Annotated in this window: 27 protein-coding genes; 11 read left to right on the top strand and 16 right to left on the bottom strand. The window is 72.5% G+C overall.

The window, feature by feature from the left end; translation table 11 throughout:
• Positions 1-22: 22 nt before the first annotated feature.
• Positions 23-805, bottom strand: coding sequence for an IclR family transcriptional regulator (locus AB4880_RS12645; protein ID WP_367919566.1), 783 nt, complete (start codon positions 803-805; stop codon positions 23-25).
• Between the two features lie 8 nt (positions 806-813).
• Positions 814-1,470, bottom strand: coding sequence for a helix-turn-helix transcriptional regulator (locus AB4880_RS12640; protein ID WP_367919565.1), 657 nt, complete (start codon positions 1,468-1,470; stop codon positions 814-816).
• Positions 1,471-1,603: 133 nt separating this feature from the next.
• On the opposite strand from AB4880_RS12640, the gene AB4880_RS12635 reads away from it, so the two are divergent.
• On the top strand, positions 1,604-3,082 hold the full coding sequence (locus AB4880_RS12635; RefSeq protein WP_367919564.1) for a class I adenylate-forming enzyme family protein: 1,479 nt from the start codon (positions 1,604-1,606) through the stop codon (positions 3,080-3,082).
• Positions 3,082-3,933, top strand: coding sequence for an SDR family NAD(P)-dependent oxidoreductase (locus AB4880_RS12630; protein WP_367919563.1), 852 nt, complete (start codon positions 3,082-3,084; stop codon positions 3,931-3,933). Before AB4880_RS12635 ends, AB4880_RS12630 begins: the two co-directional genes overlap by 1 nt.
• Positions 3,934-3,965: 32 nt before the next feature.
• Here the strand turns inward: AB4880_RS12630 and AB4880_RS12625 are convergent, their stop codons facing one another.
• The 3 genes from AB4880_RS12625 to AB4880_RS12615 are packed head-to-tail and all read right to left on the bottom strand — an operon-like array spanning position 3,966 to position 5,931.
• Positions 3,966-4,700 carry an SDR family NAD(P)-dependent oxidoreductase gene (locus tag AB4880_RS12625; RefSeq protein ID WP_367919562.1) on the bottom strand — a complete coding sequence of 245 codons (735 nt, stop codon included), beginning with the start codon at positions 4,698-4,700 and terminating at the stop codon, positions 3,966-3,968.
• 8 nt (positions 4,701-4,708) lie between these two features.
• Entirely contained in the window at positions 4,709-5,452 is a 744-nt protein-coding gene (locus AB4880_RS12620) for an SDR family NAD(P)-dependent oxidoreductase (protein WP_367919561.1), read from the bottom strand.
• Positions 5,449-5,931 (bottom strand): acyl-CoA thioesterase, encoded by a 483-nt coding sequence (locus tag AB4880_RS12615; RefSeq protein WP_367919560.1) that lies wholly within the window; start codon positions 5,929-5,931, stop codon positions 5,449-5,451. Before AB4880_RS12615 ends, AB4880_RS12620 begins: the two co-directional genes overlap by 4 nt.
• A 46-nt stretch (positions 5,932-5,977) precedes the next feature.
• Here AB4880_RS12615 and AB4880_RS12610 point away from each other — a divergent pair, with 46 nt between their 5' ends.
• Complete coding sequence (locus tag AB4880_RS12610) at positions 5,978-7,195, top strand: acetyl-CoA C-acetyltransferase (protein ID WP_367919559.1); 1,218 nt, start codon at positions 5,978-5,980, stop codon at positions 7,193-7,195.
• 96 nt (positions 7,196-7,291) lie between these two features.
• Here AB4880_RS12610 and AB4880_RS12605 read toward each other — a convergent pair whose 3' ends face one another.
• Complete coding sequence (locus tag AB4880_RS12605) at positions 7,292-8,848, bottom strand: FadD3 family acyl-CoA ligase (RefSeq protein WP_367919558.1); 1,557 nt, start codon at positions 8,846-8,848, stop codon at positions 7,292-7,294.
• A 119-nt stretch (positions 8,849-8,967) separates the two neighbouring features.
• On the opposite strand from AB4880_RS12605, the gene AB4880_RS12600 reads away from it, so the two are divergent.
• Positions 8,968-9,600 (top strand): TetR/AcrR family transcriptional regulator, encoded by a 633-nt coding sequence (locus AB4880_RS12600; RefSeq protein WP_367919557.1) that lies wholly within the window; start codon positions 8,968-8,970, stop codon positions 9,598-9,600.
• 29 nt (positions 9,601-9,629) lie between these two features.
• Here the strand turns inward: AB4880_RS12600 and AB4880_RS12595 are convergent, their stop codons facing one another.
• Both AB4880_RS12595 and AB4880_RS12590 read right to left on the bottom strand, forming a co-directional pair.
• Complete coding sequence (locus AB4880_RS12595; protein ID WP_367919556.1) at positions 9,630-10,388, bottom strand: CoA-transferase subunit beta; 759 nt, start codon at positions 10,386-10,388, stop codon at positions 9,630-9,632.
• Complete coding sequence (locus AB4880_RS12590; RefSeq protein WP_367919555.1) at positions 10,385-11,203, bottom strand: CoA transferase subunit A; 819 nt, start codon at positions 11,201-11,203, stop codon at positions 10,385-10,387. Before AB4880_RS12590 ends, AB4880_RS12595 begins: the two co-directional genes overlap by 4 nt.
• Positions 11,204-11,449: 246 nt before the next feature.
• Here AB4880_RS12590 and AB4880_RS12585 point away from each other — a divergent pair, with 246 nt between their 5' ends.
• Positions 11,450-12,163 carry an SDR family NAD(P)-dependent oxidoreductase gene (locus AB4880_RS12585; protein WP_367919554.1) on the top strand — a complete coding sequence of 238 codons (714 nt, stop codon included), beginning with the start codon at positions 11,450-11,452 and terminating at the stop codon, positions 12,161-12,163.
• A complete protein-coding gene (locus AB4880_RS12580) occupies positions 12,160-13,044 on the top strand; it encodes an aldo/keto reductase (RefSeq protein WP_367919553.1) in 885 nt (294 codons plus the stop codon). Before AB4880_RS12585 ends, AB4880_RS12580 begins: the two co-directional genes overlap by 4 nt.
• Here AB4880_RS12580 and AB4880_RS12575 read toward each other — a convergent pair.
• The gene (locus AB4880_RS12575) at positions 13,035-13,478 is read right to left on the bottom strand and encodes a VOC family protein (RefSeq protein WP_367919552.1); all 444 of its coding nucleotides are present in this window, start codon (positions 13,476-13,478) and stop codon (positions 13,035-13,037) included. The genes AB4880_RS12580 and AB4880_RS12575 overlap by 10 nt on opposite strands.
• Before the next feature lie 44 nt (positions 13,479-13,522).
• Here AB4880_RS12575 and AB4880_RS12570 point away from each other — a divergent pair, with 44 nt between their 5' ends.
• From AB4880_RS12570 to AB4880_RS12560, 3 genes are read left to right on the top strand one after another with little or no spacing between them, the layout of a single operon-like run.
• The gene (locus tag AB4880_RS12570; protein ID WP_367919551.1) at positions 13,523-14,293 is read left to right on the top strand and encodes an SDR family NAD(P)-dependent oxidoreductase; all 771 of its coding nucleotides are present in this window, start codon (positions 13,523-13,525) and stop codon (positions 14,291-14,293) included.
• 3 nt (positions 14,294-14,296) lie between these two features.
• Positions 14,297-14,917, top strand: coding sequence for a gamma carbonic anhydrase family protein (locus AB4880_RS12565; RefSeq protein WP_367919550.1), 621 nt, complete (start codon positions 14,297-14,299; stop codon positions 14,915-14,917).
• The gene (locus AB4880_RS12560) at positions 14,914-15,471 is read left to right on the top strand and encodes a hotdog domain-containing protein (RefSeq protein WP_367919549.1); all 558 of its coding nucleotides are present in this window, start codon (positions 14,914-14,916) and stop codon (positions 15,469-15,471) included. The genes AB4880_RS12565 and AB4880_RS12560 overlap by 4 nt, the downstream gene beginning before the upstream one ends.
• A 6-nt stretch (positions 15,472-15,477) precedes the next feature.
• On the opposite strand, the gene AB4880_RS12555 is transcribed toward AB4880_RS12560, so the two are convergent.
• Together AB4880_RS12555 and AB4880_RS12550 are read right to left on the bottom strand one after the other, a co-directional pair.
• Positions 15,478-16,068 (bottom strand): dihydrofolate reductase family protein, encoded by a 591-nt coding sequence (locus AB4880_RS12555; protein ID WP_367919548.1) that lies wholly within the window; start codon positions 16,066-16,068, stop codon positions 15,478-15,480.
• Positions 16,069-16,266: 198 nt separating this feature from the next.
• Positions 16,267-17,169, bottom strand: coding sequence for an enoyl-CoA hydratase (locus AB4880_RS12550; protein WP_367919547.1), 903 nt, complete (start codon positions 17,167-17,169; stop codon positions 16,267-16,269).
• Between the two features lie 55 nt (positions 17,170-17,224).
• Here AB4880_RS12550 and AB4880_RS12545 point away from each other — a divergent pair, with 55 nt between their 5' ends.
• Positions 17,225-18,037, top strand: coding sequence for a MaoC/PaaZ C-terminal domain-containing protein (locus tag AB4880_RS12545; protein ID WP_367919546.1), 813 nt, complete (start codon positions 17,225-17,227; stop codon positions 18,035-18,037).
• Entirely contained in the window at positions 18,034-19,407 is a 1,374-nt protein-coding gene (locus tag AB4880_RS12540) for an MFS transporter (protein WP_367919545.1), read from the top strand. The genes AB4880_RS12545 and AB4880_RS12540 overlap by 4 nt, the downstream gene beginning before the upstream one ends.
• A gap of 72 nt (positions 19,408-19,479) precedes the next feature.
• On the opposite strand, the gene AB4880_RS12535 is transcribed toward AB4880_RS12540, so the two are convergent.
• From AB4880_RS12535 to hppD, 5 genes are read right to left on the bottom strand one after another with little or no spacing between them, the layout of a single operon-like run.
• On the bottom strand, positions 19,480-20,718 hold the full coding sequence (locus tag AB4880_RS12535; RefSeq protein ID WP_367919544.1) for a Glu/Leu/Phe/Val dehydrogenase dimerization domain-containing protein: 1,239 nt from the start codon (positions 20,716-20,718) through the stop codon (positions 19,480-19,482).
• Positions 20,719-20,744: 26 nt separating this feature from the next.
• Positions 20,745-21,863, bottom strand: a complete 1,119-nt coding sequence (fahA, locus tag AB4880_RS12530; protein WP_367919543.1) for a fumarylacetoacetase — start codon at positions 21,861-21,863, stop codon at positions 20,745-20,747.
• On the bottom strand, positions 21,860-22,675 hold the full coding sequence (locus AB4880_RS12525; protein ID WP_367919542.1) for a hypothetical protein: 816 nt from the start codon (positions 22,673-22,675) through the stop codon (positions 21,860-21,862). Before AB4880_RS12525 ends, fahA begins: the two co-directional genes overlap by 4 nt.
• The gene (locus AB4880_RS12520) at positions 22,672-23,910 is read right to left on the bottom strand and encodes a homogentisate 1,2-dioxygenase (RefSeq protein WP_367919541.1); all 1,239 of its coding nucleotides are present in this window, start codon (positions 23,908-23,910) and stop codon (positions 22,672-22,674) included. Before AB4880_RS12520 ends, AB4880_RS12525 begins: the two co-directional genes overlap by 4 nt.
• Complete coding sequence (gene hppD, locus AB4880_RS12515) at positions 23,910-25,115, bottom strand: 4-hydroxyphenylpyruvate dioxygenase (RefSeq protein WP_367919540.1); 1,206 nt, start codon at positions 25,113-25,115, stop codon at positions 23,910-23,912. The genes AB4880_RS12520 and hppD overlap by 1 nt, the downstream gene beginning before the upstream one ends.
• Between the last annotated feature and the right edge of the window lie 12 nt (positions 25,116-25,127).

The following is a 25,127-nucleotide window of genomic DNA, read 5'->3' as shown; positions in this document are numbered from 1 at the left end:
AGTTCGTCCGGTACGACGCGTTTCAGGCCAACCGGAGGGCGGTGGTGCGCTTCGGAGGCGCCCAGTCCGGGTAGAGCGTGCGGCTCGTCGTGCGCGCGGCGGCGAGGAGCAGCGGCCCGACGACCGGCAGCGGCAGGTGTCCCCGCCGTACGACGGAGATCGCGGCCAGCGGACGCTGCCCGCGCGGCCCCGGTACGGCGGTCGCCATCGAGCTGATGCCGGTGCCGGGGAGGCCGTCGAGGATCGCGATCCCCTTGCGACGCCGTACGGCGGCCAGCTCGTGGTGCACGGACTCGAGCCCGCCCGGCGTCCGGTCGAGGTGGCCGACGAGCGCGTCGACCTTCTCGGGGGTGAGCACCGCCAGCATGGCCAGGCCGCTCACCGAGTCGGTGGCGATGATCCGGCCGCCGACGCGGGAGGGGATGGTGGTGGCGCGGGCGCCGCCCACCTTGTCGAGGTAGTGGACGATCGGCCCGTCGAGCACCGAGAGGTGGACGACGGCGTCGGTGGCGAGCTGCAGCTCGTTGAGCGCGACCGACGCGGCGGCGCGGATGTCGAGGTGCTCGGAGTCGCCGCCGTGGGGGGTCAGCCGCCGGCCGGGCGCGTAGCCGCGCCGGTCGTGGTGGACCCAGCCGAGCTCCTTGAGCGTGCTGAGCAGCCGGAAGACGGTGGTGCGCGGCAGCTCGGTGATCTCGGCGATCTCGTCGAGGCCGAGCGGCCCGGGCGCGTCCTCGAAGGCGTCGAGGATCATCGTGGCGCGCTCGAGTACGCCGGGTCGGGAGGGTCGCTCTGGTGCCTGGGTCATCGGGTTCCTCAGGCGCGGTGTTGCCGCAGCTCCTCCGCCGTACGACGTGCGGAGTCGGCCGCGGGCGAGGTCTGGAACAGGCGCGTCGTCTCGTCGAGCTCGGACAGCATCAGCTCGGCGCGGTCGCGTTCGTCGGCGTAGTAGCGCTCGGCCCAGCGCAGCACCAGCTCGGTGTAGGCCCAGCCGGGCTCGACGCTGGCACCCTCGCGGTCGACCTCGGCGCGCACGCGCATCCGCTCGGACTGGTCGCGGTGCTCGGTGAGGATGGCGCGCAGGTGCTCGGGCTCGGACACGTGGCCCAGCCAGAGCCGCAGCATCACGCCGTGCTTGAGGACGACGGGGTCGACGTGCTCGGTGGCGGTCCAGGCCGCGAGGGCACGCTGACCCTCGTCGGTGATGTGGTACATCCGCTTGCCGCGGACGTCGTCGCGGGTCTCGATGCGGGAGGCGGCGAGGCCGTTGCTCTCGAGCCGCCGCAGCTCGCTGTAGATCTGGGAGAAGGACGGGGACCAGTAGAAGAAGCGCAGGCTCCAGTCGGCCCAGCGCTTGAGGTCGTAGCCGGAGAGCTCCTCGCCGAAGGAGAGCAGGCCGAGCACCGCCCACCCGGTGGGGGGCAGGGAGGGGATGGCGTCGTCCGACGGCACGTCGGGTCCCTTGGCTGGCACGAGGGGATTCTACCGTGTACTAACGGATAGAACTATGCCTAACCGGCATATATTGGTCACCAAACATGCGCTTGGTAGGCCACAGTGTGGTCAGGATGATGACCTGACAACGAGCGACGGGCAGGCTGGGCACGTGCCCGCGACCCTCGCCGACCTCTGGTTCGACCGCGCCCGCACGCAGGCCGACGATCTCGCCGCCGACGACGGCACCCGCCGGGTGTCCTGGGGCGAGCTGCTGCGGCTCGCCGACGGCGCCGCGGAGCGCCTCGCCACAGCCGGTGTCGGCGCGGGCGACGTCGTCGTCCTGCAGGGGCGCAACACGGTCGAGTGGGTCGTCACGGCGGGCGCCGTCCACCTGCTGGGGGCGGCCCTGGCGCCGCTGGGCAGTGAGGAACCGGCGGCCGCGCGTCAGGAGTACGCCGTCCGGGTGGGGGCGCGGGCGGTCGTCGCCGAGCATCCGGCTGCCGGCGAGCTCGCGCTCTCGGCGGTGCAGCCCGGCGACCTCGACGCAGGCACCCTGCCACCTCGGCGGGCGAACCCTGCGGCGTCGGCAGTCGCGGTGGTGCTGGCGACGTCGGGGACGGCGGGCCACCGGCAGTGGGTGGCGATGGAGCACGCCGTCCTCATCCGGATGTACGACGACGTGGCCGGGCTGCTCGACATGGCGAGCGGCGACCGGCTGCTGGGCATCGTGCCGCTGGCCCACTCGTTCGGGTTCAACGGACTGCTGGTGCTGGCACTGCTCAGCGGCGCGTCGCTGCGGCTGGTCCCCGATCGCGACCGCGACGCGCTGGCCGGGCTGGTGCGGGAGTCGGCCGCGACGATCGTGGCCGGGCCGCCGGCCCTGCTGCACGACCTGGCGGCCGCCGTACGGGCCGGGGAGTCGCTGGGGCCGCAGGTGCGGCTGTTCATGACCGGGGCGACCGAGATCCGGCCGAGCGCGCTGCTGCCGCTGGCGGCGGAGGTCGGGATCCCGCGGGTCTCGGCGGGCTACGGGCTCACCCAGACGTGCGGCACCGTCGCGCTCTGCCCGAATATCGCGCAGGCCAGCGACGGCGCGCACGTCCCGATGACCGTCCTGCCCGGCGTCGAGGTGGCGGTGCTCGACGCGGTCGGGCGGCCGGTGCCGCCGGGGACGCGAGGGCGGGTGCTGACACGCGGATACCACGTCGCCGTACCGGTGGGGGACGACGGCTGGTTCGTCACCGGCGACGAGGGACATCTCCACCCCGACGGCTCGCTCTGCGTGACCGGGCGGGTCGACGACCAGCTCGTGGTGTCGGGGTTCAACGTCGACCCGGTCCGCGTCGAGCTCGCGCTCGAGCGCTCGCCGCTCGTCGCGCGCGCGGCGGTGGTGGGCGTGCCGGACCCGCGCAGCGGACATCGACTGGTCGCGGTCGTCGTCCCGGCCGACGGGGTCGATGCCGCTGGGCGGAACGAGGCCGCGGTGCTGGCGGACGCGCGGGCTGTACTGACGGGGTACGAGGTGCCCAGGACCGTGGTCTGGGTGGACGCGCTGCCGCACACCACCACGGGCAAGCTCTCCCGCGCCGCCGTGCGCGGGCTGCTGGCCGAGCACCTGACCGATCAGGAGCACGTCCAGGAGGCATGATGAGCGCAGTGGTGGCCGACCGGTTCGGAGGCGGCGTCGCCCTGGTGACCGGAGCGGGTGCGGGTCTCGGCGAGGCGATGGTCGAGCACCTCGCCGCCCACGGCGTCCACGTCGTCGTCACCGACGTCGACCGCGAGCGGGCCACCGCCGTCGCCAGCGCGTGCGTCGCGGCCGGCGGCAGCGCCGAGGCGCATCACCTCGACGTCGCGGACGGCGACCAGGTCGACGCGCTCTTCGCCGCCCTGTGGGCGCGGCACGGCGACGTCGACCTCGTCGTCAGCAACGCCGGCATCGAGTCCGGCGACCGGGTCTGCGACATGACGCCCGCGCAGTGGCGCAAGGTGATGGCGGTCAACACCGACGGCGCCTTCCACTGCGCGCGCTCCGCCGTCCCGCGGATGGCCGACCAGGAGCGTCCGGGTGTGCTGGCGATCGTCGCGTCGACCGGCGCCGTGACCTCGTTGCCGTACCAGTCGGCGTACGTCGCCAGCAAGCACGCCGCTCTCGCCCTGGCCCAGTGCCTCGATCTCGAGCTCAAGGCCGCGGAGACGCCGGTGCAGGTGTCGGCACTGCTGCCGAACTGGGTCCGCACGCGGATCTTCGACGACGTACGGCGGGCCGGGGAGCCGGTCCACGCCGACGCCCGCGCCACCTTCGAGCGGATGGCGGAGTCCATCCAGGAGCAGGGAATGGCGCCCGAGCGCGCCGCGGCCCTGCTGCTCGGCGCGGTCGCCCGCGGGGAGTTCTGGTGCTTCACCGACCCCGAGCGGACCGCGCAGCTCTTCGAGGAGCGGGCGCGGACCCTGCTCGACCTGCGGCTCCCGGCGCGGCCGGGCTGGCTCACCGCCTGAGTCGGGGCGGTGAGCCGGCGGCGGGCCGCGCGCTACTGCGTGACGGTCCAGCCGCCGTCGACCGGCAGGAAGACGCCGTTGACGTACGACGCCAGCGGCGACAGCAGGAACAGGATCGGCCAGGCCATCTCGTCGGGCCGACCCATCCGCTTGAGCGGCACCCGGCCGAGGATCCGGTGACCCATCTCGGACTCGGCGAAGCCGGTGAGGCGGGGCGTGTCGGTCATGCCGGGGCCGATGCCGTTGGCGCGGATCCGGTCGGCGTGGTGGGCGGCGAGGTGGCGGACGTAGCCCATCACCGCGGCCTTCGACGCGGAGTACCAGTCGCTCTCGGTGCCGACCTTGTTGCCCGCGACGGACGCGGTGACGACCATCGCGGCGTCGGGCGGCGTACCGGCGTCGAGCCAGTCCTGGGTGAGCCCGCGGACGCTGCCGACGCTGATCCGGACCGCCTCCTCGAAGTCGAGGGGGACCTGGGAGGACGGGCCGGCGTTGTTGACCAGATAGCGCGGTACGCCGCCGAGCGCGTCCGTCGTCACGGCGAGCGCGGCCGCGCGGGCGGGAGCGTCGGCGACGTCGCAGACCGCGGTGTGGATGCCCCGGCCGGCGAGCTCGGTGAGGCCGTCGGGGCGCAGGTCCCAGGCGCTGACGCGCAGGCCCGCGTCGAGCGCGCCGAGCGCGACCGCGCGGCCGATGCCGCTGCCCGCGCCGGTGACGATGACGGCGTCACCGGGGGTGAAGCCGAGAGTGATCGGGTCGTTGCTCATGACGCTCCTCAGACTCCGTAGCCGCCGTCGACGTCCAGCTTCTGGCCGGTGATGAAGCCGGCCCGGTCACTGGCGAGGAAGGCGACGGCCTCGGCGATGTCGACCGCCGTGCCGAACGTGCGCAGGGGGATGTTGGCGCGTGCCACGTCGAGCGCGCGGTCGTCGAGGTCGCCGTTGGAGATCAGCCGTTCGGCCATGCCGTCGGTGAGCATGCCGGGGCCGACGCAGTTGACCCGGACGCCGTAGCGGCCCTCCTCGGCGGCGAGCCCGCGCGCGAGCGCCTCGACCGCGGCCTTGGGGGAGGAGGAGAGGCCGTCGCGGACCGGGTAGCGGACCGTCGCCGCGGTGGTGACCGCGGTCAGCGAGCCCTCGGTCGCGCGCAGCGACGGGAGGACGGCGTGGGCGAGGTTGAAGAAGGCCACGACGTCCTGGTCGATCTGGGTCGCGAACTGCTCCGGGGTGACGCGGGAGAGGTGGACCATCGGGACGTGCGGACCGGCCGCGTGGACGACGGTGCGGATCCGGCCGTGTGCTGCCTCGAGCTCGGCGACCGCGGCCGCGACGCTCGCGGCGTCCGCCAGGTCGCAGGCCGCGGCGCCGCGGACGCTGTCGCCGAGCTCGGCGACCAGCGTGTCGGGCGCCGTACGGCGGTGCAGCAGGAGCAGCTCGGCGCCGTCCTTGGCGAGGCGGCGGCAGATCTCCGCGCCGAGTCCGCCGGTCGCGCCGGTGACGAGGGTGGTTCCGTAGCTCATGAGAGGGCCTCCGTGGGGGTGAGCCGGGCGCCCTGCGCCCAGGCGTCGAGGTGGTGGCGAAGCAGGTCGGGGATGCCCACCGAGGTCTGCTCGGGGGAGACGGCGACGATCTTGATGCGCGCGCGGGCGACGACCTCGCCGTCGCTGGTGCGGACCATCCGGTGCAGCATCTCGAACGAGCGCCGCCCGACCTCGCCGAGCCGCAGCTCGATCCGGATCTCGTCGAACAGGCCGACGGCCTGCAGGTAGTCGCAGGCGGTGTGCGCGGTAACCGTCCAGAAGCCGTAGCGCGCCTTGAGCTGGTCCTGACGCAGGTCGTTGAGCCAGAACCACTCGCTCTGCATGCGTTCCATCCAGGGGAACCATGCGCCGTAGTAGAGGATCCCGGCCGGGTCGGTGTCGGCATAGCTGAGCCGGAAGGTCGTCGAATGGAGCGCCGGGCCGGTCCCGCCGTCCGCGACGCGTGTGTCACTCGCCATGCCATTTAACCTAGCACTTGCTTGGTTCCTCGCCTAGGATGAACCCGTGCCTGAAGCCGTCATCGTCTCCGTCGCCCGCTCTCCCATCGGCCGTGCCTACAAGGGCTCGCTCAAGGACATGCGCCCCGACCACCTCGCCGCCCAGATGGTGCGCGCCGCCCTCGACGCCGTACCCGAGCTCGACCCGCGCGAGCTCGACGACCTGATCATGGGCTGCGCCCAGCCCGCCGGGGAGCAGGGCTACAACATCGGCCGGATGACCGCGCTCCAGCTGGGCTACGACGGCCTGCCGGGCGCGACCGTCCACCGCTACTGCGCGTCGTCGCTCCAGGCGATCCGGATGTCGATGCACGCCATCCGCGCCGGCGAGGGACACGCCTTCGTCGCCGCCGGCGTCGAGACCGTCTCCCGCTTCGCCCTCGGCAAGGCCGACGGCATGCCCGACACCAAGGACCCGGCGTACGCCGAGGCCGCCGAGCGCGGCGCCGCCCGCGCCGCCGCCGGCAAGCCGTGGGTCGACCCGCGCGAGTCCGGTGAGCTGCCCGACATCTACATCGCGATGGGCGAGACCGCCGAGAACGTCGCCGACCTGTGCGGCGTCTCGCGTGCGCGCCAGGACGAGTACGCCGTCCGCTCGCAGAACCTCGCCGAGGCCGCCGCCGACCGCGGCTTCTGGGAGAAGGACATCACCCCGGTCACCCTCCCCGACGGCACCGTCGTCGCGACCGACGACGGCCCGCGCCGCGGCGTCACCCTGGAGAAGGTCGCCGCGATGGACCCGGTCTTCCGGCCCACCGGCACCGTCACCGCCGCCAACTGCTGCCCGCTCAACGACGGCGCCGCAGCGGTCGTCGTGATGAGCGACGTGCGGGCGCGGGAGCTGGGCCTCCAGCCGCTGGCGCGGATCGTGTCCACCGGCGTCTCCGCCCTCTCGCCCGAGATCATGGGCCTCGGCCCCGTCGAGGCCACCCGCCAGGCGCTCTCGCGCGCGGGCATGGGCGTGGCCGACGTCGACCTCGTCGAGATGAACGAGGCCTTCGCCGCGCAGGTGCTTCCGTGCGTCGACCAGCTCGGTGTCTCGCTCGACCGGGTCAACGTCAACGGCGGCGCGATCGCCCTCGGTCACCCGTTCGGCTCGACCGGTGCGCGGATGGCGACGACGCTCATCCACGCCCTTCAGGAGAAGGACCTGGAGATCGGTGTGGAGACGATGTGTGCGGCGGGCGGGCAGGGGATGTCGCTCGTGCTCGAGCGCCTGTCCTGAGCCGACCCGGCACAAAAGTGCTCACAAATTGCGCTGACCCGGCAGAAGTTTCTGCCGGGTCAGCGCATTTTTCGCGCACTTTTGTGCCGGGTCGGCTCAGCCGCGGCGCAGGTCGGTCTTCAGCACCTTGCCGCTCGCGTTGCGCGGCAGCGACTCCTCCAGGACGACGTCGCGCGGCACCTTGAAGTTCGCGAGCCGGGCGCGCACCCAGGCGATCAGCTCCTCCGGCGAGGCCGTGGTGCCCGGGCGCAGGACGACGTGCGCGGCGCCGACCGAGCCCATCCGCTCGTCCGGGACGCCGATGACGGCGCACTCCATGACGGCGGGGTGGGCGGCGAGGACGTTCTCGACCTCGGCGGGGTAGACGTTGAAGCCGCCGACGATGAACATGTCCTTGATCCGGTCGGTGATCTTCAGGCAGCCGTGCTCGTCGAGGCGGCCGATGTCGCCGGTGTGGAACCACCCGTCGGGGTCGATGGCGGCGGCGGTGGCGTCCGGGTCCTCGAAGTAGCCGAGCATCACGTTGGCGCCGCGCAGCCAGACCTCGCCGTCCGAGCCGACCGGAGCGTCGGTGCCGTCGCCGGCGACCACCCGCACCTCGATGCCGGGGACGCCGGGGCCGGTGGTCTCGGCGATGTGGCGCGGGTCCTCGTTGCGGCGGGAGACCGTGGCGACGACGCACTCGGTGAGGCCGTAGGCCTGGGCGACCTGGTCGAAGCCGAGGATGTCGAGCATCTGCTCGAACAGGGTCTCCGGCACGGACGTCGCGCCGGCGATCGCGAAGCGCAGCGACGACAGGTCGAAGTCGGTGCGCCGGGGGTGGTTGATGAGCGTGATGAAGATGGTCGGCGCGCCCGGGAGGACGGTGATCCGCTCGTCCTGGACGAGCTGCATGAGCGCGACCGGGTCGAAGGTGACGACCGGGTAGATCGTCGTGCCGGCGGTCAGCGACGTGATCACGCCCGCCTTGTAGCCGAAGCCGTGGAAGAACGGGTTGACGATCGCGTAGCGGTCGGCCGCGGTCAGCGACGCGCCGTCCGCCCAGACGTCGGCCACGCCGATCGTCTGCGCGTGGGTGCTCATCACGCCCTTGGGGATGCCGGTCGTGCCCGACGTGAAGAGCATGTCGCAGACCGTGTCGGGGGTGACCTCGCCGGCGAGCTTCTCGACCTCGTCGAGCGGGGTCTGCTCGCCCAGGGCGAGGAAGTCGTCCCAGCCGAGCGTGCCCGGGCGCCCGGCCGACGCCATGTCGACCTTGGTGCGCAGGTGGGGGAGCTCGCCGTCGGCCTCGGCCAGCATCGTCGAGTAGTCGGTGCTCAGGAAGCTGTCGCAGAGCACCAGGACGACGGCGCGCGAGCGGTCCAGGATGACGTGGGCCTCCTGGCCGCGATAGCGCGTGTTGAGCGGTACGACGGACGCGCCGATGTACTGCGCACCGAGCATCGCCACGATGAACTCGTACCGGTTCGGCGCCCAGATCGCGACCCGGTCGCCGGGCTCGACGCCGAGCGCGCGGTAGGAGCGGGCGACGGCCACCGCGAGGTCGCGCAGACCCTCATAGGAGAGAGTGGTGTCACCGTCGACGACGGCCGGGTGGCTGCCGTGGGTGGCGGCCCCCTGGGCCAGGAGAGCGGGAATGGTCCGTGCTGCCATCAGGCGAGACTCCTCGTGAACAAGTGCTTGTTAGGTACTGTAGCCCTGTCCGCACCTGCCGGAGCGAGCGTTCGGAGGGCGGAGGCGGCCCGGTGCCGCCGGTGGGAAAGGATCAGGTCATGGCGAGCAGCAACAACGAGGCTACGGCGCGCGGCGGTCGTCGGCGAGCGAACGGCGGCGGTTCCGCGAGGCGGGCCCAGCTGCTGGCGATCGCAGCGGAGATGTTCGCGACCCGCGGCTACTCCCAGACGACGGTGCGTGACATCGCCGACGAGGCGGGCATCCTGTCGGGCAGCCTCTATCACCACTTCGACTCCAAGGAGGCGATGCTCACCGAGATCCTCCGGGAGTTCATGGGCAACCTCCTGCAGGAGATCACCGACATCGCCGAGGCCGAGTCCAGCCCCCGTGCGGCGCTCGACGGGCTGATCTTCAACTCGTTCGAGACCATCCACCGGGTGCCGTTCGCGGTCGCGCTCTACCAGAACGAGTCGGCCCTGCTGACCACGACGCCGGAGTTCGCCTTCGTGACGAAGTCCAGCCTCGACGTCGAGAAGGTCTGGCTCGGCGTGCTCAAGGCCGGGGCCAAGGCCGGCGACTTCCGCGCCGACCTCGACCCCGGTACGACGTACCGCTTCATCCGCGACGCGATCTGGTCGACCGTGCGCTGGTACAACCCGCGCGGGCGCCTGCAGCACCGCGCGCTGGCCGAGCAGTACCTCGAGATGCTGCACGGCGGCCTGCTCACCTGACGCAGGCCCGCCGGGGAGGTACGACGCGCTCAGCGCCGTACCTCCTTGTCGCGCAGGCCCGACGGGTCGATGACCGTCCGGATCAGCTCGAGCTCCTCGTCCGTGGGCAGCCGGGTCGTCTCCGCGCCGCTGACGTCGATCGCGAAGCCGGTCTGCGCGACGACCTCGTCGGCGGTGACGCCCGGGTGCAGCGAGCGGACCTTGAGCCGGCCCTCGGCGTCGTAGTCGAGGACGGCGAGGTCGCTCACCACGATGCCGAGGTCGTGGAAGCGCAGTGCGCTGCCCTCGTGCGCCCGCGCGCGGTCGTTGCCGACGCCGGAGACGACGTCGACTGACTCGACGAACACCCGGGCGCTGTGGTTGCTCACCCAGTAGTCCGTGCGGTGGTTGACCGTGTTGCCGGGCGCGCCGCGGACGCCGATCAGCTGCCGGGTCGGCTTGCGCCAGTCGCCGATCGAAGAGATGTTCTGGTTGCCGTAGCGGTCGACCTGGCTGGCGCCCATCATGCTGTGCCGGCGGCCGGTGGCGAGGATGTCGAAGACCCGTCGGAACGGCGCCCACGACTCGATCGTCCCGCCGGCGGCGGCGTTGCGGCCCAGCGGCGGCGGCTCGCTCATCAGGAAGCACTCGCCGTCGGTGAGCACCAGGTCGGGCTCGAAGGTCAGCTTGGCCAGCCGGGCGCTGATGCTCGGCACGATGCCGACCGCGTGCGCCAGGATCTCGCCGGATCCGCGCCACGCCTCGGCGCAGGCGACGACGCAGACCTCGGCGCGGGTGATGTCACTCATCGGGCGTCCTCCTCGAGGTAGCGCTTCTCGAACGCGGCCCAGGCCTCCGGGTCGCGGGCGGCCTCGGCGTACTCACGCTGGAAGGCCTCGTCGCGGCCGTAGTCCGGCTCGCAGCTGGTGAAGTGGGCGCCCTTCGGCGCCTCGACGACGCCGGACACGTACATCCGGCTCACGAGCAGCGACTGCGGCGCCGCGGTGGCGGTCAGCTCGGCGGTCGGGACGATCTGCTCGACGCTCATGATGGTCCGGTCGGCGGCCATCGCGAAGAGGTCGTCGAAGTAGGGGTCCGGGCCCAGGTACTGGCCGTTGCCCGCCGCGTCGGCGCGGTTGAGGTGGATCAGTGCCAGGTCCATCCGGACGCCGGGGACGGCGACGTAGACCTCGTCGTCGTACGGCGACGCGACGGTCTTCAGCTCCGGGTTCATGGTGAGCACGTCGGAGGCCAGGCCCGCCCGCGTGGGCAGGAAGCTCAGCCGGCTCGCGCCCGCGCGCAGGGCGGCGACGAACATGCCCTCGTCGTACTCGGTCGTGTCGACGGTGCCCGCCTCGCGCGCGGCGCGGAAGTGCGGGTCGAGCGGGATGCTGTCGAGCGACACGAACCCGTAGACGAGCCGCTTCACCTTCCCGGCCGCGCAGAGCAGGCCCACGTCGGGGCCGCCGAACGTGACGACCGTCAGGTCCGTCGCGTCGCTGCGCAGCAGCTCGCGGACCAGGGCCATCGGCTTGCGCCGCGAGCCCCATCCGCCGATGCCGATGGTCATGCCCGAGCGGACGTGGCTCCCCACGTCGGCCAGCTGCATGGTCTTGTCCGTCACTGCAGTCCTCCGAACTTCGAAACCTAGCGCTTGCTTGGTGACGTGGGGACTCTACCCCGGCCCCGGTCGCGGTGCCACTGGGTGGACCACCCGCCCCGCGAGGACGTCCGGTGGCGGCAGGCTGTCGGCGTACGCCGGGCGGCGCGCCGGTCGCGCGGTGCCGCTGGGCGGCAGCACCCTTGCGGACGCCGGGCGTCGGTGCTTGCCTTGACCAAGCAAACGCTTGGTTCGATCAAGGAGGATCTGATGGCCCACGTCGTGGTGACGGGCGGTTCGAGCGGGATCGGTGCGGCGGTGGTCGAGCTGCTCCGCGGGCGCGACCACGCGGTCACGGTCTGGGACCTCGCGCCTCCGGGACGCGACGACGTCCGGCACACCGCGCTCGACGTGACCGACGCCGACGCGGTCGCCGCCGCGGTCCGGGACGCCGAGGCCGCGCAGGGCGTGATCCGGCACCTGGTGACCAGCCACGGCATCCGCGGCGCCTTCGTCCCGGCGCTCGACCTCGAGCCCGACGCCGTACGGCGGGTGCTCGACGTCCACGTGCTCGGCACGCTGCTCACGGCCACCGCGGTCGTGCGCCGGCTGCGCGACGTCGGCGAGGGCGGCTCGATCGTCAACCTGGCCTCGACGACGGCCTACCGCGGCTGGGCCAACCAGTCCGACTACGGCGTCGCCAAGGCTGCCGTCCGTCAGCTCACCGAGAACCTCGCCGTCGAGTGGGCCGGGCTCGGCGTCCGGGTCAACGCGGTCGCGCCCGGGCACACGCTGACGCCGATGGTGCAGGGCATGATCGACAAGGGCTACGACGTCGGCCCGGTCGAGGAACGGACCCCGCTCGGTCGCCTGTGCACGCCCGTCGAGATGGCCCGCGAGATCGTGCACCTGCTGCTCGACGCGTCGTACACGACCGGGGTCTGCGTCCCCGTCGACGGCGGCTGGACGGCGGTCGGCAAGTGAGCCTGCCGCAGCGCCGGCTGGGGGACCTGGAGATCTCCGCGATCGGGTTCGGCGCGATGACGCTGACCCAGACGCCGGACAGCGACGTCGAGCGCGGGACGCGCGCGGTGCACGCGGCGCTCGAGGCCGGGGTCACCTTCTTCGACACCGCCGACGTCTACGGGCCGACGGGGTTCGACACCCCGGGCGGGTATGGCGTCAACGAGCTCGCGCTGGCGAAGGCGCTCGGCTCCTGGGGCGGCTCGCTGGACGACGTCGTGATCGCGACCAAGGGCGGTCACACGCGCGACGGCCTGACCTGGTGGATCGACGGCAGCCGCGAGCACCTGCGCGCGGCCGCGGAGGCCTCGCGCGAGCGGCTCGGGCTCGACGTCCTGCCGCTCTACCAGCACCACCGGCCCGACCCGCGCCGTCCGTACCGTGCGTCCCTGGAGGCGCTGCGCAGCCTGGTCGACGACGGCATCGCCGCGCGGATCGGGCTGTCGAACGCCACCGTCGAGCAGATCCGGCTCGCCGCGGAGATCATCGGGCCGGCGCTGGTGTCGGTGCAGAACGAGTACTCGCCGGCCGCTCGCGGCAGCGAGGCCGAGATCGACCTGTGCGCCGAGCTCGGGCTGACCTTCCTGTCGTGGGGGCCGTTCGGCGGGATGCGGGAGGCGAAGGCGTTCGGGTCGTCCTTCGCGCCCTTCGCCGAGGTCGCCGCGGCGCGCGGGGTGAGCGCCCAGCAGGTCGCGCTCGCGTGGCAGCTGGCGCGCTCGCCGTGGATCGTCCCGATCCCGGGCGCCAGCCGTCCCGAGTCGGTGCTCGACTCGGTGCAGGCGGCGACGCTCGTCCTGACCGCGGACGAGCTCGCGCACCTCGCCGGGGTGGATCAGTCGTGAGCGGGCGGCTCGACCAGCTCGACGCGGACCCGGTCGGGGTCGAGCACGTACACGACCCGATGGCCGGCCATCGGCTCGCTCGCCACGATCGGCTCCGACAGGACGGTCGTGCCGCGGGCGCGCAGCCGCTCGAGCGTCCTGTCGAGGTCGGTCACCGTGATCGCGACGTGCGCGGCGCCGACGTTGCCGTTGTCGGGGTCGAGGACGACGTCCGAGCCGCCGTCGTACTGGAGCAGCTCGACGACCGTGGTCCCCTCCTGGGCGCGGACGAACGCCTGGCGCACGACGACGCCCGGGTAGCCGGTGACCGCGTCGATGCGCGGTCCGCTGCGCTCGTAGGGGCCGAGCCGCTCGCCGCCGAGGAGGTCCTCGTAGAACGCGAGGGAGCGTGCCATGTCGCTGACCGTGATGCCCACGTGGTGGATCGACGTCATGTCGCCTAACCTAGCAAGCGCTTGGTTAAGATGAAAGCCTCAAGATGACTACCGAGGAGAACAAGATGGACGCCGCCCCCCACCCCCTGGTCGACCTGAGCGACAAGGTCGTCGTCGTGACGGGTGCCAGCCGCGGCCTCGGCGCCGCGCACGCGCGCACCCTGGCCACCGCCGGCGCGACCGTCGTCCTGACCGACCTGGCGGCCGAGGGCGTCGCCGAGCTCGCGGCCGAGCTGGGAGAGCAGCACGCGTCGGCCGCGCTCGACGTGACCTCCGCGCAGGCGTGGGCCGCGCTGACCGCGACGGTCGTCGAGCGGTACGGCCGCGTCGACGGCCTGGTCAACAACGCCGGCCGCTGCGAGTACGCGCACTTCCTGCAGACCTCGGTCGAGATGTTCGAGGGCCACTTCCAGGTCAACGTCATGGGCGCGGTCCACGGGATGCAGGCGCTCGCGCCGCACATGCCGCCGGGCAGCTCGATCGTCAACATCGCCTCCGTCGCCGGCCTCGCGGCGTGGCCGGGCTCCAGCGCCTACGGCGCCTCGAAGTTCGCGCTGCGCGGCGTCAGCCGGGCCGCGGCCCACGACCTGGGCGGCGAGCGCGGGATCCGGGTCAACTGCGTCCTGCCCGGCGCGGCCGACACCGCGATGCTGTCCGAAGCCTCGCGCCAGGGCGGCGGCGTCGTCGCGACGCTGCCCGTGCCGCGTGCCGCGCGGCCGCACGAGATCAGCGCGATGGTGGCCTTCCTGCTCAGCGACGCGGCGAGCTACTGCACCGGCCAGGACTTCGTCGTCGACGGCGGAATGAAGGCCTGAGCCGTGCCCTTCTACGAGATCGACGGCGTGGTGCCGGTCTGCGACCCCACGTCGTACGTGCACCCGTCGGCCGACGTCATCGGCGATGTGATCATCGGGCCCGGCTGCTACATCGGCCCGTCGGCCAGCCTGCGCGGCGACTTCGGCCGGATCCGGATCGAGGCCGGCTCGAACGTGCAGGACTCCTGCACCGTCCACGTCTACCCGGGCGCCGACTGCGTCCTCGGCGAGGGCAGCCACGTCGGTCACGGCGCGATCCTGCACGGCTGCGTGCTCGAGCCGCGGGTGCTGGTCGGCATGAACTCGGTCGTGATGGACGGTGCCCGGATCGGCGAGGACTCCCTCGTCGGCGCGGGCAGCGTGGTCGCGGCGGGGTTCTCCGCGCCGGCCCGGTCGCTGGTGATCGGCAGCCCGGCGCGCGTCGTACGCGAGCTCGATGACGCGCAGCTCGCCTGGAAGGCCAACGGCCCCGGCGTCTACCGTCAGCTGGCCGAGCGCTCGCTCGCCACGATGCGGCCGGTGACGCCCCTGAGTGCCGAGGAGGCGGACCGGCCGCGGGTCAGCACCGACGCGTCGGTGAGCCGTCCGCTCCACGAGGTGCGGGCGGAGCGGGAGGCGCGGTGAGCCACCGCCGCAGCCTGGCCGTCGCGGTGCGCGAGCTCGCCGCCGCGATGGCCGTCACGGACGTCGCCGAGCCGGTGATGGAGCGCGCTGCTGCGGCCGTGCGGGCGCTCACCGGGACGCTGCGCGAGCGGCGGCTGGACGACGTCCCGCGCACGCCGTACGACGAGGCGGTGGGTGCCCGCGACTACAGCTGGCACCTCGACAACCCGGCGCTGCCGGGCCTGTCGATGGTGTTCGAGGACGGCCGCGCGCTGGCCGAGATGCCGGCGGGCCTCGGCACGCCGTACGCCGGTCCGCCGGGCAAGCTGCACGGCGGCGTCGGCGCGCTGCTCCTCGACGTCGTCCTGTCGAGCCTGGTCCAACATCACGGCGTCCCCGCCGTGACCGCCTCGCTCACCCTCGACTACCGCGCCGCGACGGCCCTCGACGCGCCGCTGCGGATCACCGGCGAGATCGTCGGCCGCATCGGCCGCAAGGTCGAGACCGTCGGCGCGCTGTGGTGCGGGGAGGTGAAGACCGTCGAGGCGCGCGGGCTCTTCATCGAGCTCCGCTGACGACCATCACATCTCGGTCGGCCAGGTGCGCAGGGTGGGGCGGTAGACCAGCTCCTGCGTGCGACCGTCGAGGGTGCGGGTCTCCAGCAGCTCGAGGTCGTAGTCGCCCGCGCCGGCGAAGACCGGGGTGTCGCCCGTCTGCGCGGAGATCACCGGGAAGACGGTGATCTGGATCCGGTCGACGAGCCCGGCGGCCAGGAGGGCGCGGTTGAGGGTGAGACTGCCGTGCGAGCGGATCGGCACGTCCGACTCCTCCTTCATCCGCCGCACGATCTCGACCCCGTCGCCGCTGACGACGGTCGCGTCGGGCCAGTCGAACGGGCCGTGCAGGCGCGACGAGACGATCGTCGTGGGGCACGCGATCATCCGGTTCATCCAGGCGTCGCGCTCGGCCGGGTCGGGCGGCAGCATCTGCAGGAACAGCCCGAAGGTGTGGGCGCCGAAGGCCATCCGCTGTTCGCCGTCGTAGGCCGCTCGGCGGTGCTCGAGGAACTCGGGGCCGTGCTTGCCCCAGTAGCCGCCCCAGTCGCCCGGCGGCCCGTAGGACGCGTTGCCGTCGAGGCTGGTGAAGATGTCGAAGGTGTAGGTCGCGGTCATGCGACTACTGACCGGGCCCCGGCGCCGGACTCATCGGCGCCGGGAGCGTGGGTAGGCGTGGGCGGGCGCTCATGTAACTCGGTGTTCGGTCACCCACGAGGGCGCAACGTCAGCCACCACAGGGTCATGACCGGTCATGACCCTGTGGTGGATCTACGAACACCGAGTTACATGCGGGCCGGCGGGCGGTCGCGTGGGTCAGAGCTCGCCGGCGTCGCGCTTGTTCGACTCCGCCATGGCGGCGGCGTCCAGCCCGGCGAGCGAGTCGACGGTGACCTCGGCGTTGTGGGAGTGAGCGGCGTGGTGGAGCCCGAAGACGGAGTCCATGCCGGCGCGCTGGCCCATCAGGTCCTCGGCCTGGTTGATCGCCTTCTTGGTGAGGGCGAGGCCGAGGCGGGGCATGGCGGCGATCCGGTGGGCCATCTCGTCGACGGCGACGTCGAGCTCGGCGCGGGGGACGACGTGGTTGACCATGCCGAGGTCGTGGGCGCGGCGGGCGTCGAAGCGGCCCCCGGTGTAGAGGAACTCCTTGGCGGCGCGGGGGTTCATCACCCACGGGTGCGCGAAGTACTCGACACCGGGGATGCCCATCTTGACGACCGGGTCTTGGAAGAAGGCGTCCTCGGAGGCGATGATGAAGTCGCAGACCCAGGCGAGCATCAGGCCGCCGGCGATGCAGGCGCCCTGGACCTTCGCGATGACCGGCTTGGGGATCTCGCGCCACCGGCGGCACATCCCGAGGTAGACCTCCGACTCGCGGGCGAAGCGCGCGTCGACGCCCTGGGCGCCGATGTGGTCCCACCAGATGACGGCCTTGCGCTCGAAGGACTCGTGGATGTCGCGCCCGGGCGTGCCGATGTCGTGGCCGCCGCAGAAGTGCTTGCCGTTGCCGCCGAGCACGATCACCTTGACCGCGTCGTCGTTGACGGCGTCGGTGAACGCCTGGTCGAGGGCGTAGGTGACCTTGGAGTTCTGCGCGTTGGCGTACTCCGGGCGGTTGAGCGTCACGTAGGCGACGCCGTCGCGGACGTCGTAGGTCACCACGGGCTCCAGTGGCTCCAGGGGCTCGACGGGCTCCGTCTGGGTGGTCTCGGTGCTCATGGTGCTCCCCGTGGGTCGTCGTACAAACCTAGCGTTTGCTTGGTAGCCTAGCAGGATGACGACCCGACCCGAACTGGATGTGACCGACACCGCGGACTGGGCCGGACGGCCCCTCGGCGAGCGCGAGGTGAGCTGGGACGAGCGTGACGCGATCCTCTTCGCGCTCGCAGTCGGCGCCCGCGCCGACCAGCTCGACCTGGTCTTCGAGCGCGACCTGCAGGTGCTGCCGACCTTCGCGCTGACGCTGGCGCAGTGGGCGCCCGACGTCCTCGGCTCCGCCGGCGCCTGGGACGTCGGCACCGCACTGCACGGCTCGCAGAAGCTGGAGGTCCTCGACCGCATGCCCGCCACCGGTACGACGCTCATGTCGGCGCGCGTCGGCAACGTGTGGGACAAGGGCGCGGCCGCCGTCTTCGAGGTTGTCGTCGAGTGCGCCTACGTCCGCGCCACCTGGTCGATCTTCGCTCCGGGCCGCGGCGGCTTCGGCGGCGAGCGCGGCCCCGGCCGCGCGGCGGGCCCCGAGGGCGACCCGATCGCTACCGTCGGCCTGGACGTCGCCGCCAACGCCGCGGCGCTCTACCGGCTCACCGGCGACCGCCACCACATCCACATCGACCCGGTCGCCGCGGAGCGGATCGGCCAGCCGCGCCCGATCCTGCACGGCCTCGCCACGCTCTCGGCCGCCGTCCTCGCGACCGCCGAGGTGCAGGACGCGTCGGCGGCCGACCTGACCCTGCTCGAGGGCCGGTTCAGCAGCACCGTCTTCCCCGGGGAGTCGCTGCAGGTCCCCGTGTGGGCCGACGGCTCCTTCCGCGTCGACACCGAGCGCGGCGCGGCGATCGACGGCGCCCGGGCGCTGTTCGCGTGACGGCGGCGAGTACGGCGGCGCCGGCGCGGCTCCGGCTGCGTCCGGTCGTCGTCGTACTCGCGGCGGCCGGGCTGGCCGGCATCCTGTCCCAGGCGCTGCTCATCCCGCTGCTCGGCGACCTGCCCGCGCGGCTGGACGTCAGTGGCGAGGCGGCGTCGTGGGCGATGACCATCTGCCTGGTCGCGGCCGCCGTCGCGACGCCGGTGAGCGGCCGGCTGGCCGACCTGATCGGCCGCAAGCGGGTCCTCGTCGGCTGCCTGGTCGCGACGACCGTCGGCAGCGTGCTGTGCGCGAGCGGCGGCCTGTACCCGCTGATGCTCGCCGGCCGCGCCCTGCAGGGGACGTCGAGCGCGGTGATCCCGCTCGGCATCAGTGTGCTCGCGGAGGTGGCGTCCGGCATCCGCCTCCAGCGGGGGGCGGCGCTGATCAGCGCCACGATGGGCATCGGTACGGCGGGCGGGGTCGCGATCTCCGGACTGATCGCGGCGGTCGCCGACTGGACCGTCGTCTTCTGGTTCGCCGCCGCGCTGACCGCGCTCGTCACCGTCGCGGTCGTCGTCGTGGTGCCGGCCGCCGCCGCCACCGAGCGGCCTCGGGCGCGCTTCGACGGCGTCGGCTGCGTGCTGCTGTCGATCGGCCTGACGACCACCCTCCTCGCGGTCACCAACGGCAGCCGATGGGGGTGGGCGAGTGCGGCGACGCGCGGCAGCGCGCTCGGCGGACTCGTCGTCCTGGTCGGCTGGTGGCGCTGGGAGCGTCGTACGACGGACCCGCTCGTCGACCTCGACTCCGCCATCGAGCCGCGGATGGCCCTCGTCCAGCTCGCCTCCGTGCTGGCCGGCGTCGCGATGTTCACCCACGTGCTGGTCCTGCCGGTGCTGCTGCAGCACCCGGTCGACGGCGCGGCGGTGTCGGTCCTCGTCGCCGGGCTGTGCCTGGTACCCGCCGGCCTCGCGATGATGCTCGCCGCCCCGCTCGGCTCGTGGCTGGTCGCCCGCAGCGGCGCGCGCCGGGCGCTCGCGGTCGGCCTGTTCTGCAGCTCCGCCGGCTATGCCGCCTCCGCCGCGGCCGTCCGCTGGCCCCCGGCGGTCGTCGTCGCCTCGCTGCTGATCGGCGTCGGGATCGGCATGTCCTTCGCGACCCTGCCGTTCCTCGTCGTCCGGCTCACCGCGCCGGAGGCGGTCGGCGCGGCCAACGGCCTCAACACGCTGATGCGGATGATCGGCGCGTCGGTGTCGAGCGCCGTGATCGGCGCGCTGCTGGCGGCGTCGGCCGGCAGCGCCCTGGGCTATGCGCTCGCCTACGGGTGGGGAGCCGTGGCCGCGGCCGCCGGCGGCGTGCTCGCCGTCCGCCTGCCGAGGTCGCTGTAGCCGTGGTGCGGCCGCGACGCAGTCGGGTGGGTGAGCGTGACCTATGCGTCACGCTCACCCACCCGACCCGGGTCAGACCAGCTGGTCGAGCGCGATCTCGAACGCCGTCGCCGCCACCGAGGTCGGGTGCGGGGAGCGCGCGTGGCACTTCTCCAGCGCGGTGCGGATGGTGCGCGAGACGTCACCGAGGATGACGTCGTCGGAGACCTCGCTGATGCCCTCCATGAGCAGGGTGAAGGTGCGCGCCATGCCGCAGTTGGCGATGAAGTCCGGGATCACCGCGACGTGCTGGTCGGCGAACTCGTAGGTCGGGCCGTAGAAGATCTCCGGGTCCGCGAACGGGACGTTGGCGCCGGCCGAGATCAGCTCGAGGCCGCCGGAGATGAGCCGCTTGACGTGCTCGACGGTGACCAGGCGCGAGGCGGCGCAGGGCAGGAAGATCTCGGCGCCCATGTCCCAGACCTGCTCGTCCAGCTCGGCGAACGGGATCAGGCCCTCGGAGCGCAGCGCGTTGCCCTCCTTGGTGACGAAGAGCTCGTGCACCTCCTCGGCGGTGAAGCCCTCGGGCTTCATCAGGCCGCCGTTGCGGTCGATGATGCCGACGATCGAGGCGCCCGCCTGCGCGAGGTAGTACGCCGCAGCCGAGCCGACATTGCCCCAGCCCTGGACGATCACGCGCTTGCCGGCGAGGTCCTGGCCCTGCGCGGCGCCGTAGGTGCCGTAGTAGTGGACGACGGACTCGGCGACGCCCCAGCCGGTGACCAGGTCGGCGATCGTGTACTTGCGGTCGCGCTCGGGGGTGAACCGCGGGTCCTCGACGACCTTCGAGACGCCGAGGCGCAGCATGCCGACGCGTTGCACCAGCTCGCGCTCGTCGGCAGCGAAGTGGCCGCTGACGATGCCCTGCTGCGGGTGCCACAGGCCGAAGCGCTCGGTCAGCGGGATGACGTCGTGCAGCTCGTCGACGTTGAGGTCGCCGCCGGTGCCGTAGTAGGTCTTCAGCAGCGGCGAGACCGCCTTGAACCAGCGCTCCAGGACGCCCTCGCGACGCGGGTCGGACGGGTCGAAGTCGATGCCCGACTTGGCGCCGCCGATGGCGGGACCGGAGACGGTGAACTTCACCTCCATCGTCTTCGCCAGCGACTCGACCTCGTTGCGGTCGAGGCCCGCGCGCATCCGCGTGCCGCCGCCGGCGGCACCGCCGCGCAGCGAGTTGATGACCACCCAGCCCTTGGCCTCGGTCTCGGCGTCGTGCCACTCGAAGACGATCTCGGGGGCCTTGGCCTCGAAGCGCTCGAGGAGGTTCTTCATGTCGGTTCCTTGGGTCGTGGTGAGAGTCATGAGCGTGCCTTCGTGATCCGGCCGCGGGCCTCGCCGAAGCCGATGCGGGTGTCGTTCGCCCCGGGGGCGGTGGCGCGGAGGACGACCACGTCGTCGTCCTCGAGGAAGCCCTGGCCGCGCTCGATGAACGAGCCGACCTGGTCCGGCTCGGGGCCGGAGATGGTGCCCGAGGCGAAGAGGTCGCCGGTACGGGTCGGGGCGCCGTTGACGGTGAGGTGGGCGAGCATCTGGGCGGGGGACCAGTACATCGAGGCGTACGGCGGGCGGCTGACGACCTCGCCGTTCCACTCCACCTCCAGGTCGATGTCCAGCCCCCACGGCCGCTCGAGCGCGAGGTAGGGCAGCACCGCCGGGTCCTGGGTCGGGGTGTCGACGCGTGCCGCCTCCAGCGCGGCCATCGGCACCACCCAGGGCGAGATGGTCGATGCGAACGACTTGCCCAGGTGCGGGCCGAGCGGCACGTACTCCCAGGCCTGGATGTCACGGGCTGACCAGTCGTTGAACAGGATGGCGCCGAACAGGTGCTGCTCGGCGTCCTCGACCGCGATCGGCGTCCCCATCGCGTTGCCGACGCCCACCACGAAGCCGAGCTCGGCCTCGATGTCGAGCCGCACCGAAGGGCCGAACACCGGGACGTCCGCGTCGACCGGCTTGCGCTGCCCGCACGGGCGCACGATGTCGGTGCCGGAGACGACGACCGACGACGCCCGGCCGGTGTAGCTGACCGGCAGGTGCCGCCAGTTGGGCAGCAGCGGGTCGGGGTTGTCGGGGCGGAACAGCCGGCCCAGGTTGGAGGCGTGGTGCTCCGAGGCGTAGAAGTCGACGTAGTCGGCGACCTCGAACGGCAGGTGCAGGACGACGTCCGCGACCGGGTGCACGCCCTCGGTCGGCAGGCCGTCGCTCAGGGCCGCGACGATCGCCGTGCGGACCTCGTCCCAGCGCGCCTTGCCCTGCGCCATGAACGGGTTGAGCGTCGGGGCGTCGAAGGTGTCGTCCCCGAGCAGCGTCGCCAGGTCGACGACGTGGTCGCCGTAGCGGGTCGCGACGCGGGGCGTCGAGCCGTCGACGGAGTAGACGCCGTACGGCAGGTTGGTCAGGCCGAACAGCTCGTTCATCGAACGCCTTCCGGGAGCAGGCCGAGAGCGGACAGCTCGTCGACGGGGTCGGTGATGGAGCAGGTGCCGATCGAGCCGAGCAGCGCGCCGGTCGGGAGTGCCGGCAGCTGCCGGTGGTCGCGGACGGCGAGGATCGCGGCGACCTCGTCGACGTCCGCGCCGCGCTCGGCGGCATCGGTCGCGGCCAGGAGGTTGAGGAAGCCGTGCTGCTCGAACCCGGTGTCGGGGTCGGTGTTGCGCAGCGCGTGGTGCAGCCCGGCGGTGGCCTTGAACGGCACGCCGGCCCGGGTGAGGGCGACGACCGCGGCGGCCAGTTCGGCCTCGTCGGGATAGAGGTCGGCGCGGACGCCGCCGGTGCGCAGCTTGGCGCGGTACGGCGTGCCGACCAGCTCGGCGATGACCGCGTCGCGCCGCTCGTCGCGGGGGACCTCGACGAACACCGTCACGCCGGCCGGGTCGCCGAGGACGGTCCGGAGATCGGTGCCGTCGGTGACCTCGAGCGCGACCACGCGGACACCCCCGGGAGCACCGTCCGGAGCGCCGGCGAGGGCGGCCGCGGCCGCCTCCGCGTCCGGCGCCACGACGGCGATCTCGATCGGGCCGGCGCCGGCCAGCCCGGCCAGCCCGGCCAGCCCGGGCAGTCCGGGCAGCCCGGCCAGTCCGGGCAGTGCGGCGGCCGAGACGACCAGCGGACCGACCAGCCCGGCGTACGGCGCCCGGAGGTGGGCGTGGTGCGCGGCCACCGCCTCGTCGAGCGGCAGGTTGCCCGGCGGGAAGATCGCGGCGTCGTCCAGCAGCAGGGCGAAGGTCACGACTGCCCCTCGCTCTCGTTGCGGACCCACGAGGTCACGTAGACGCCGTCGTCGACCGCGATGCCGCCCTCGCCGAGCTCGAGCGGCCGGAAGGTGTCGACCATGACGGCGAGCTCGTCGAAGTACTCCACGCCGATCGACTTCTCGTAGGCGCCGGGCTGCGGGCCGTGGGGGTGGCCGCCGGGGTGGAGGCTGATCGAGCCCTCGGCGATGCCCGATCCCTTGCGGGCCTCGTAGTCGCCGGCGACGTAGAACATGACCTCGTCGGAGTCGACGTTCGAGTGGTAGTAGGGCACCGGGATCGACAGCGGGTGGTAGTCGACCTTGCGGGGCACGAAGTTGCAGATCACGAAGTTGTTGCCCTCGAAGACCTGGTGCACCGGCGGCGGCTGGTGCACGCGGCCGGTGATCGGCTCGAAGTCGGCGATGTTGAAGACGTACGGGTAGAGGCAGCCGTCCCAGCCGACCACGTCGAACGGGTGGTGCGGCAGCACGTGGATCGAGCCGGCGAGGCCACCCGCGCCCGGGCCGCGGTGCTTGACGTAGACCTCGGTCGGTCCGTCGACGTCGTCACCATCGGGCGCGGCGAGCAGCACCTCGGACGGCGTGCGCAGGTCGCGCTCGCAGTAGGGCGCGTGCTCGAGCAGCTGCCCGTAGCGCGACAGGTAGCGTTTCGGCGGCGTGATGTGGCTGTTGGCCTCGATCGCGTAGAGCCGCAGCGGCTCGCGGCCGGTCGGCACCCACCGGTGGGTGGTCGCCCGCGGCAGGATGACGTAGTCGCCCTGACCGACCTCGAGCGTGCCGAACACGGTCTCGACGACCGCGGTGCCCGACTCGACGTAGACGCACTCGTCTCCGATGCCGTTGCGATAGTAGGGCGACGGCGCACCGCACACGGCGTACGAGATCCGGACGTCGGCGTTGCCGAGCACCAGCCGCCGTCCGGTCACCGCGTCGACCTCCTGCCAGCCGCCGTCCGCCTGCTCGCCGAACAGGTCGTGCAGCTTGAGGTGGCGGGGGATCAGCGGGTGGTTGGGCGTGGTGGACTGGTCGGGCAGCTCCCACACCCGCGCCTCGACGACCGCCGACGGGATGTGCCGGTGGTAGAGCAGCGAGGAGTCGGACGAGAAGCCCTCCTCGCCCATGAGCTCCTCGAAGTAGAGCGCTCCGTCGGGGGAGCGGTGCTGGGTGTGCCGCTTGTGCGGCACGTTCCCGATCCGCTGGTAGTGCGCCATCAGAAGTTGCCTCGCCGCTCCTGCTCGCGCTCGATCGCCTCGAAGAGCGCCTTGAAGTTGCCCTTGCCGAAGCCGAGCGAGCCGTGCCGCTCGATGAACTCGAAGAAGACCGTCGGACGGTCGCCGAGCGGCTTGGTGAAGATCTGCAGCAGATAGCCGTCCTCGTCGCGGTCGACGAGGATGCCGCGCTTCTGCAGCTCCTCGACCGGGACGCGGACCTCGCCGATGCGGGCGCGCAGCTCGGGGTCCTCGTAGTAGGAGTCCGGCGTGTTGAGGAACTCGATGCCCTCGGCGCGCAGCTGGTCGACGGTGCGCAGGATGTCGTTGGTGGCCAGCGCCAGGTGCTGGGCGCCGGGGCCGTCGTAGAACTCGAGGTACTCGTCGATCTGCGACTTCTTCTTCGCGATGGCCGGCTCGTTGAGCGGGAACTTCACCCGGTGGTTGCCGTTGGCGACGACCTTGGACATGAGCGCGGAGTAGTCGGTGGCGATGTCGTCGCCGATGAACTCGGCCATGTTCGTGAAGCCCATGACCTTGCGGTAGAACTCGACCCAGTCGTCCATCTTGCCGAGCTCGACGTTGCCGACGATGTGGTCGAGCGCCTGGAAGAGGCGCTTCGGGGCGCCCTCGCGCTTCTGGAAGCCGGACGTGCGGGCGACGTATCCGGGGAGGTAGGGGCCGTCGTACTTGCTGCGGTCGACGAGCGTGTGGCGGGTGTCGCCGTACGTCGCGATGGCGGCGAGCCGGACGGTGCCGTGCTCGTCGGTGATGTCGTGGGGCTCCTCGACGACGGTGGCGCCGACCGAGCGGGCGTGGGCGATGCACTTGTCGACGTCGGGGACCTCGAGCGCGATGTCGACGATGCCGTCGCCGTGCTTGCGGTGGTGGTCGAGCAGGCTGCTGCGGGGGTCGACGCCGCCCTTGATGACGAAGCGGACCGCGCCGCTCTTGAGCACGAAGGCGACGTGGTCGCGGTTGCCGGTCTCGGGGCCGGCGTAGGCGACGAGCTCCATGCCGAACGCCGAGATGAAGAAGTGGGCGGACTGGGTGGCGTTGCCGACGACCCAGACGGCGGCATCCCAGCCGGTCACGGGGAAGGGGTCGGCGTGGTCGTCGTACTCGACGAGGCCGACGAGCTGCTTGAGCGTGTCGAGGTCGAGCTCGGCGAGCCGCTCCTCGTTGGTCAGGGTCTCCTGGAGGGACATGTGAGGAGCACA

This window comes from Nocardioides ginsengisoli, from assembly GCF_039537225.1.
GTDB classification, from domain to species: Bacteria; Actinomycetota; Actinomycetes; order Propionibacteriales; family Nocardioidaceae; genus Nocardioides; species Nocardioides ginsengisoli.
This window is presented reverse-complemented; position numbering and strand designations above follow the sequence as displayed.

Excerpts from the sequence above, each read along its gene's own strand:
- AB4880_RS12645 (WP_367919566.1), bottom strand. The coding sequence starts at position 805 with ATGACCCAGGCACCAGAGCGACCCTCCCGACCCGGCGTACTCGAGCGC.
- AB4880_RS12630 (WP_367919563.1), top strand. The coding sequence starts at position 3,082 with ATGAGCGCAGTGGTGGCCGACCGGTTCGGAGGCGGCGTCGCCCTGGTG.
- AB4880_RS12625 (WP_367919562.1), bottom strand. The coding sequence starts at position 4,700 with ATGAGCAACGACCCGATCACTCTCGGCTTCACCCCCGGTGACGCCGTC.
- AB4880_RS12620 (WP_367919561.1), bottom strand. The coding sequence starts at position 5,452 with ATGAGCTACGGAACCACCCTCGTCACCGGCGCGACCGGCGGACTCGGC.
- AB4880_RS12615 (WP_367919560.1), bottom strand. The coding sequence starts at position 5,931 with ATGGCGAGTGACACACGCGTCGCGGACGGCGGGACCGGCCCGGCGCTC.
- AB4880_RS12605 (WP_367919558.1), bottom strand. The coding sequence starts at position 8,848 with ATGGCAGCACGGACCATTCCCGCTCTCCTGGCCCAGGGGGCCGCCACC.
- AB4880_RS12600 (WP_367919557.1), top strand. The coding sequence starts at position 8,968 with ATGGCGAGCAGCAACAACGAGGCTACGGCGCGCGGCGGTCGTCGGCGA.
- AB4880_RS12595 (WP_367919556.1), bottom strand. The coding sequence starts at position 10,388 with ATGAGTGACATCACCCGCGCCGAGGTCTGCGTCGTCGCCTGCGCCGAG.
- AB4880_RS12585 (WP_367919554.1), top strand. The coding sequence starts at position 11,450 with ATGGCCCACGTCGTGGTGACGGGCGGTTCGAGCGGGATCGGTGCGGCG.
- AB4880_RS12575 (WP_367919552.1), bottom strand. The coding sequence starts at position 13,478 with ATGACGTCGATCCACCACGTGGGCATCACGGTCAGCGACATGGCACGC.
- AB4880_RS12570 (WP_367919551.1), top strand. The coding sequence starts at position 13,523 with ATGACTACCGAGGAGAACAAGATGGACGCCGCCCCCCACCCCCTGGTC.
- AB4880_RS12555 (WP_367919548.1), bottom strand. The coding sequence starts at position 16,068 with ATGACCGCGACCTACACCTTCGACATCTTCACCAGCCTCGACGGCAAC.
- AB4880_RS12550 (WP_367919547.1), bottom strand. The coding sequence starts at position 17,169 with ATGAGCACCGAGACCACCCAGACGGAGCCCGTCGAGCCCCTGGAGCCA.
- AB4880_RS12545 (WP_367919546.1), top strand. The coding sequence starts at position 17,225 with ATGACGACCCGACCCGAACTGGATGTGACCGACACCGCGGACTGGGCC.
- AB4880_RS12535 (WP_367919544.1), bottom strand. The coding sequence starts at position 20,718 with ATGAAGAACCTCCTCGAGCGCTTCGAGGCCAAGGCCCCCGAGATCGTC.
- fahA (WP_367919543.1), bottom strand. The coding sequence starts at position 21,863 with ATGAACGAGCTGTTCGGCCTGACCAACCTGCCGTACGGCGTCTACTCC.
- AB4880_RS12520 (WP_367919541.1), bottom strand. The coding sequence starts at position 23,910 with ATGGCGCACTACCAGCGGATCGGGAACGTGCCGCACAAGCGGCACACC.
- hppD (WP_367919540.1), bottom strand. The coding sequence starts at position 25,115 with ATGTCCCTCCAGGAGACCCTGACCAACGAGGAGCGGCTCGCCGAGCTC.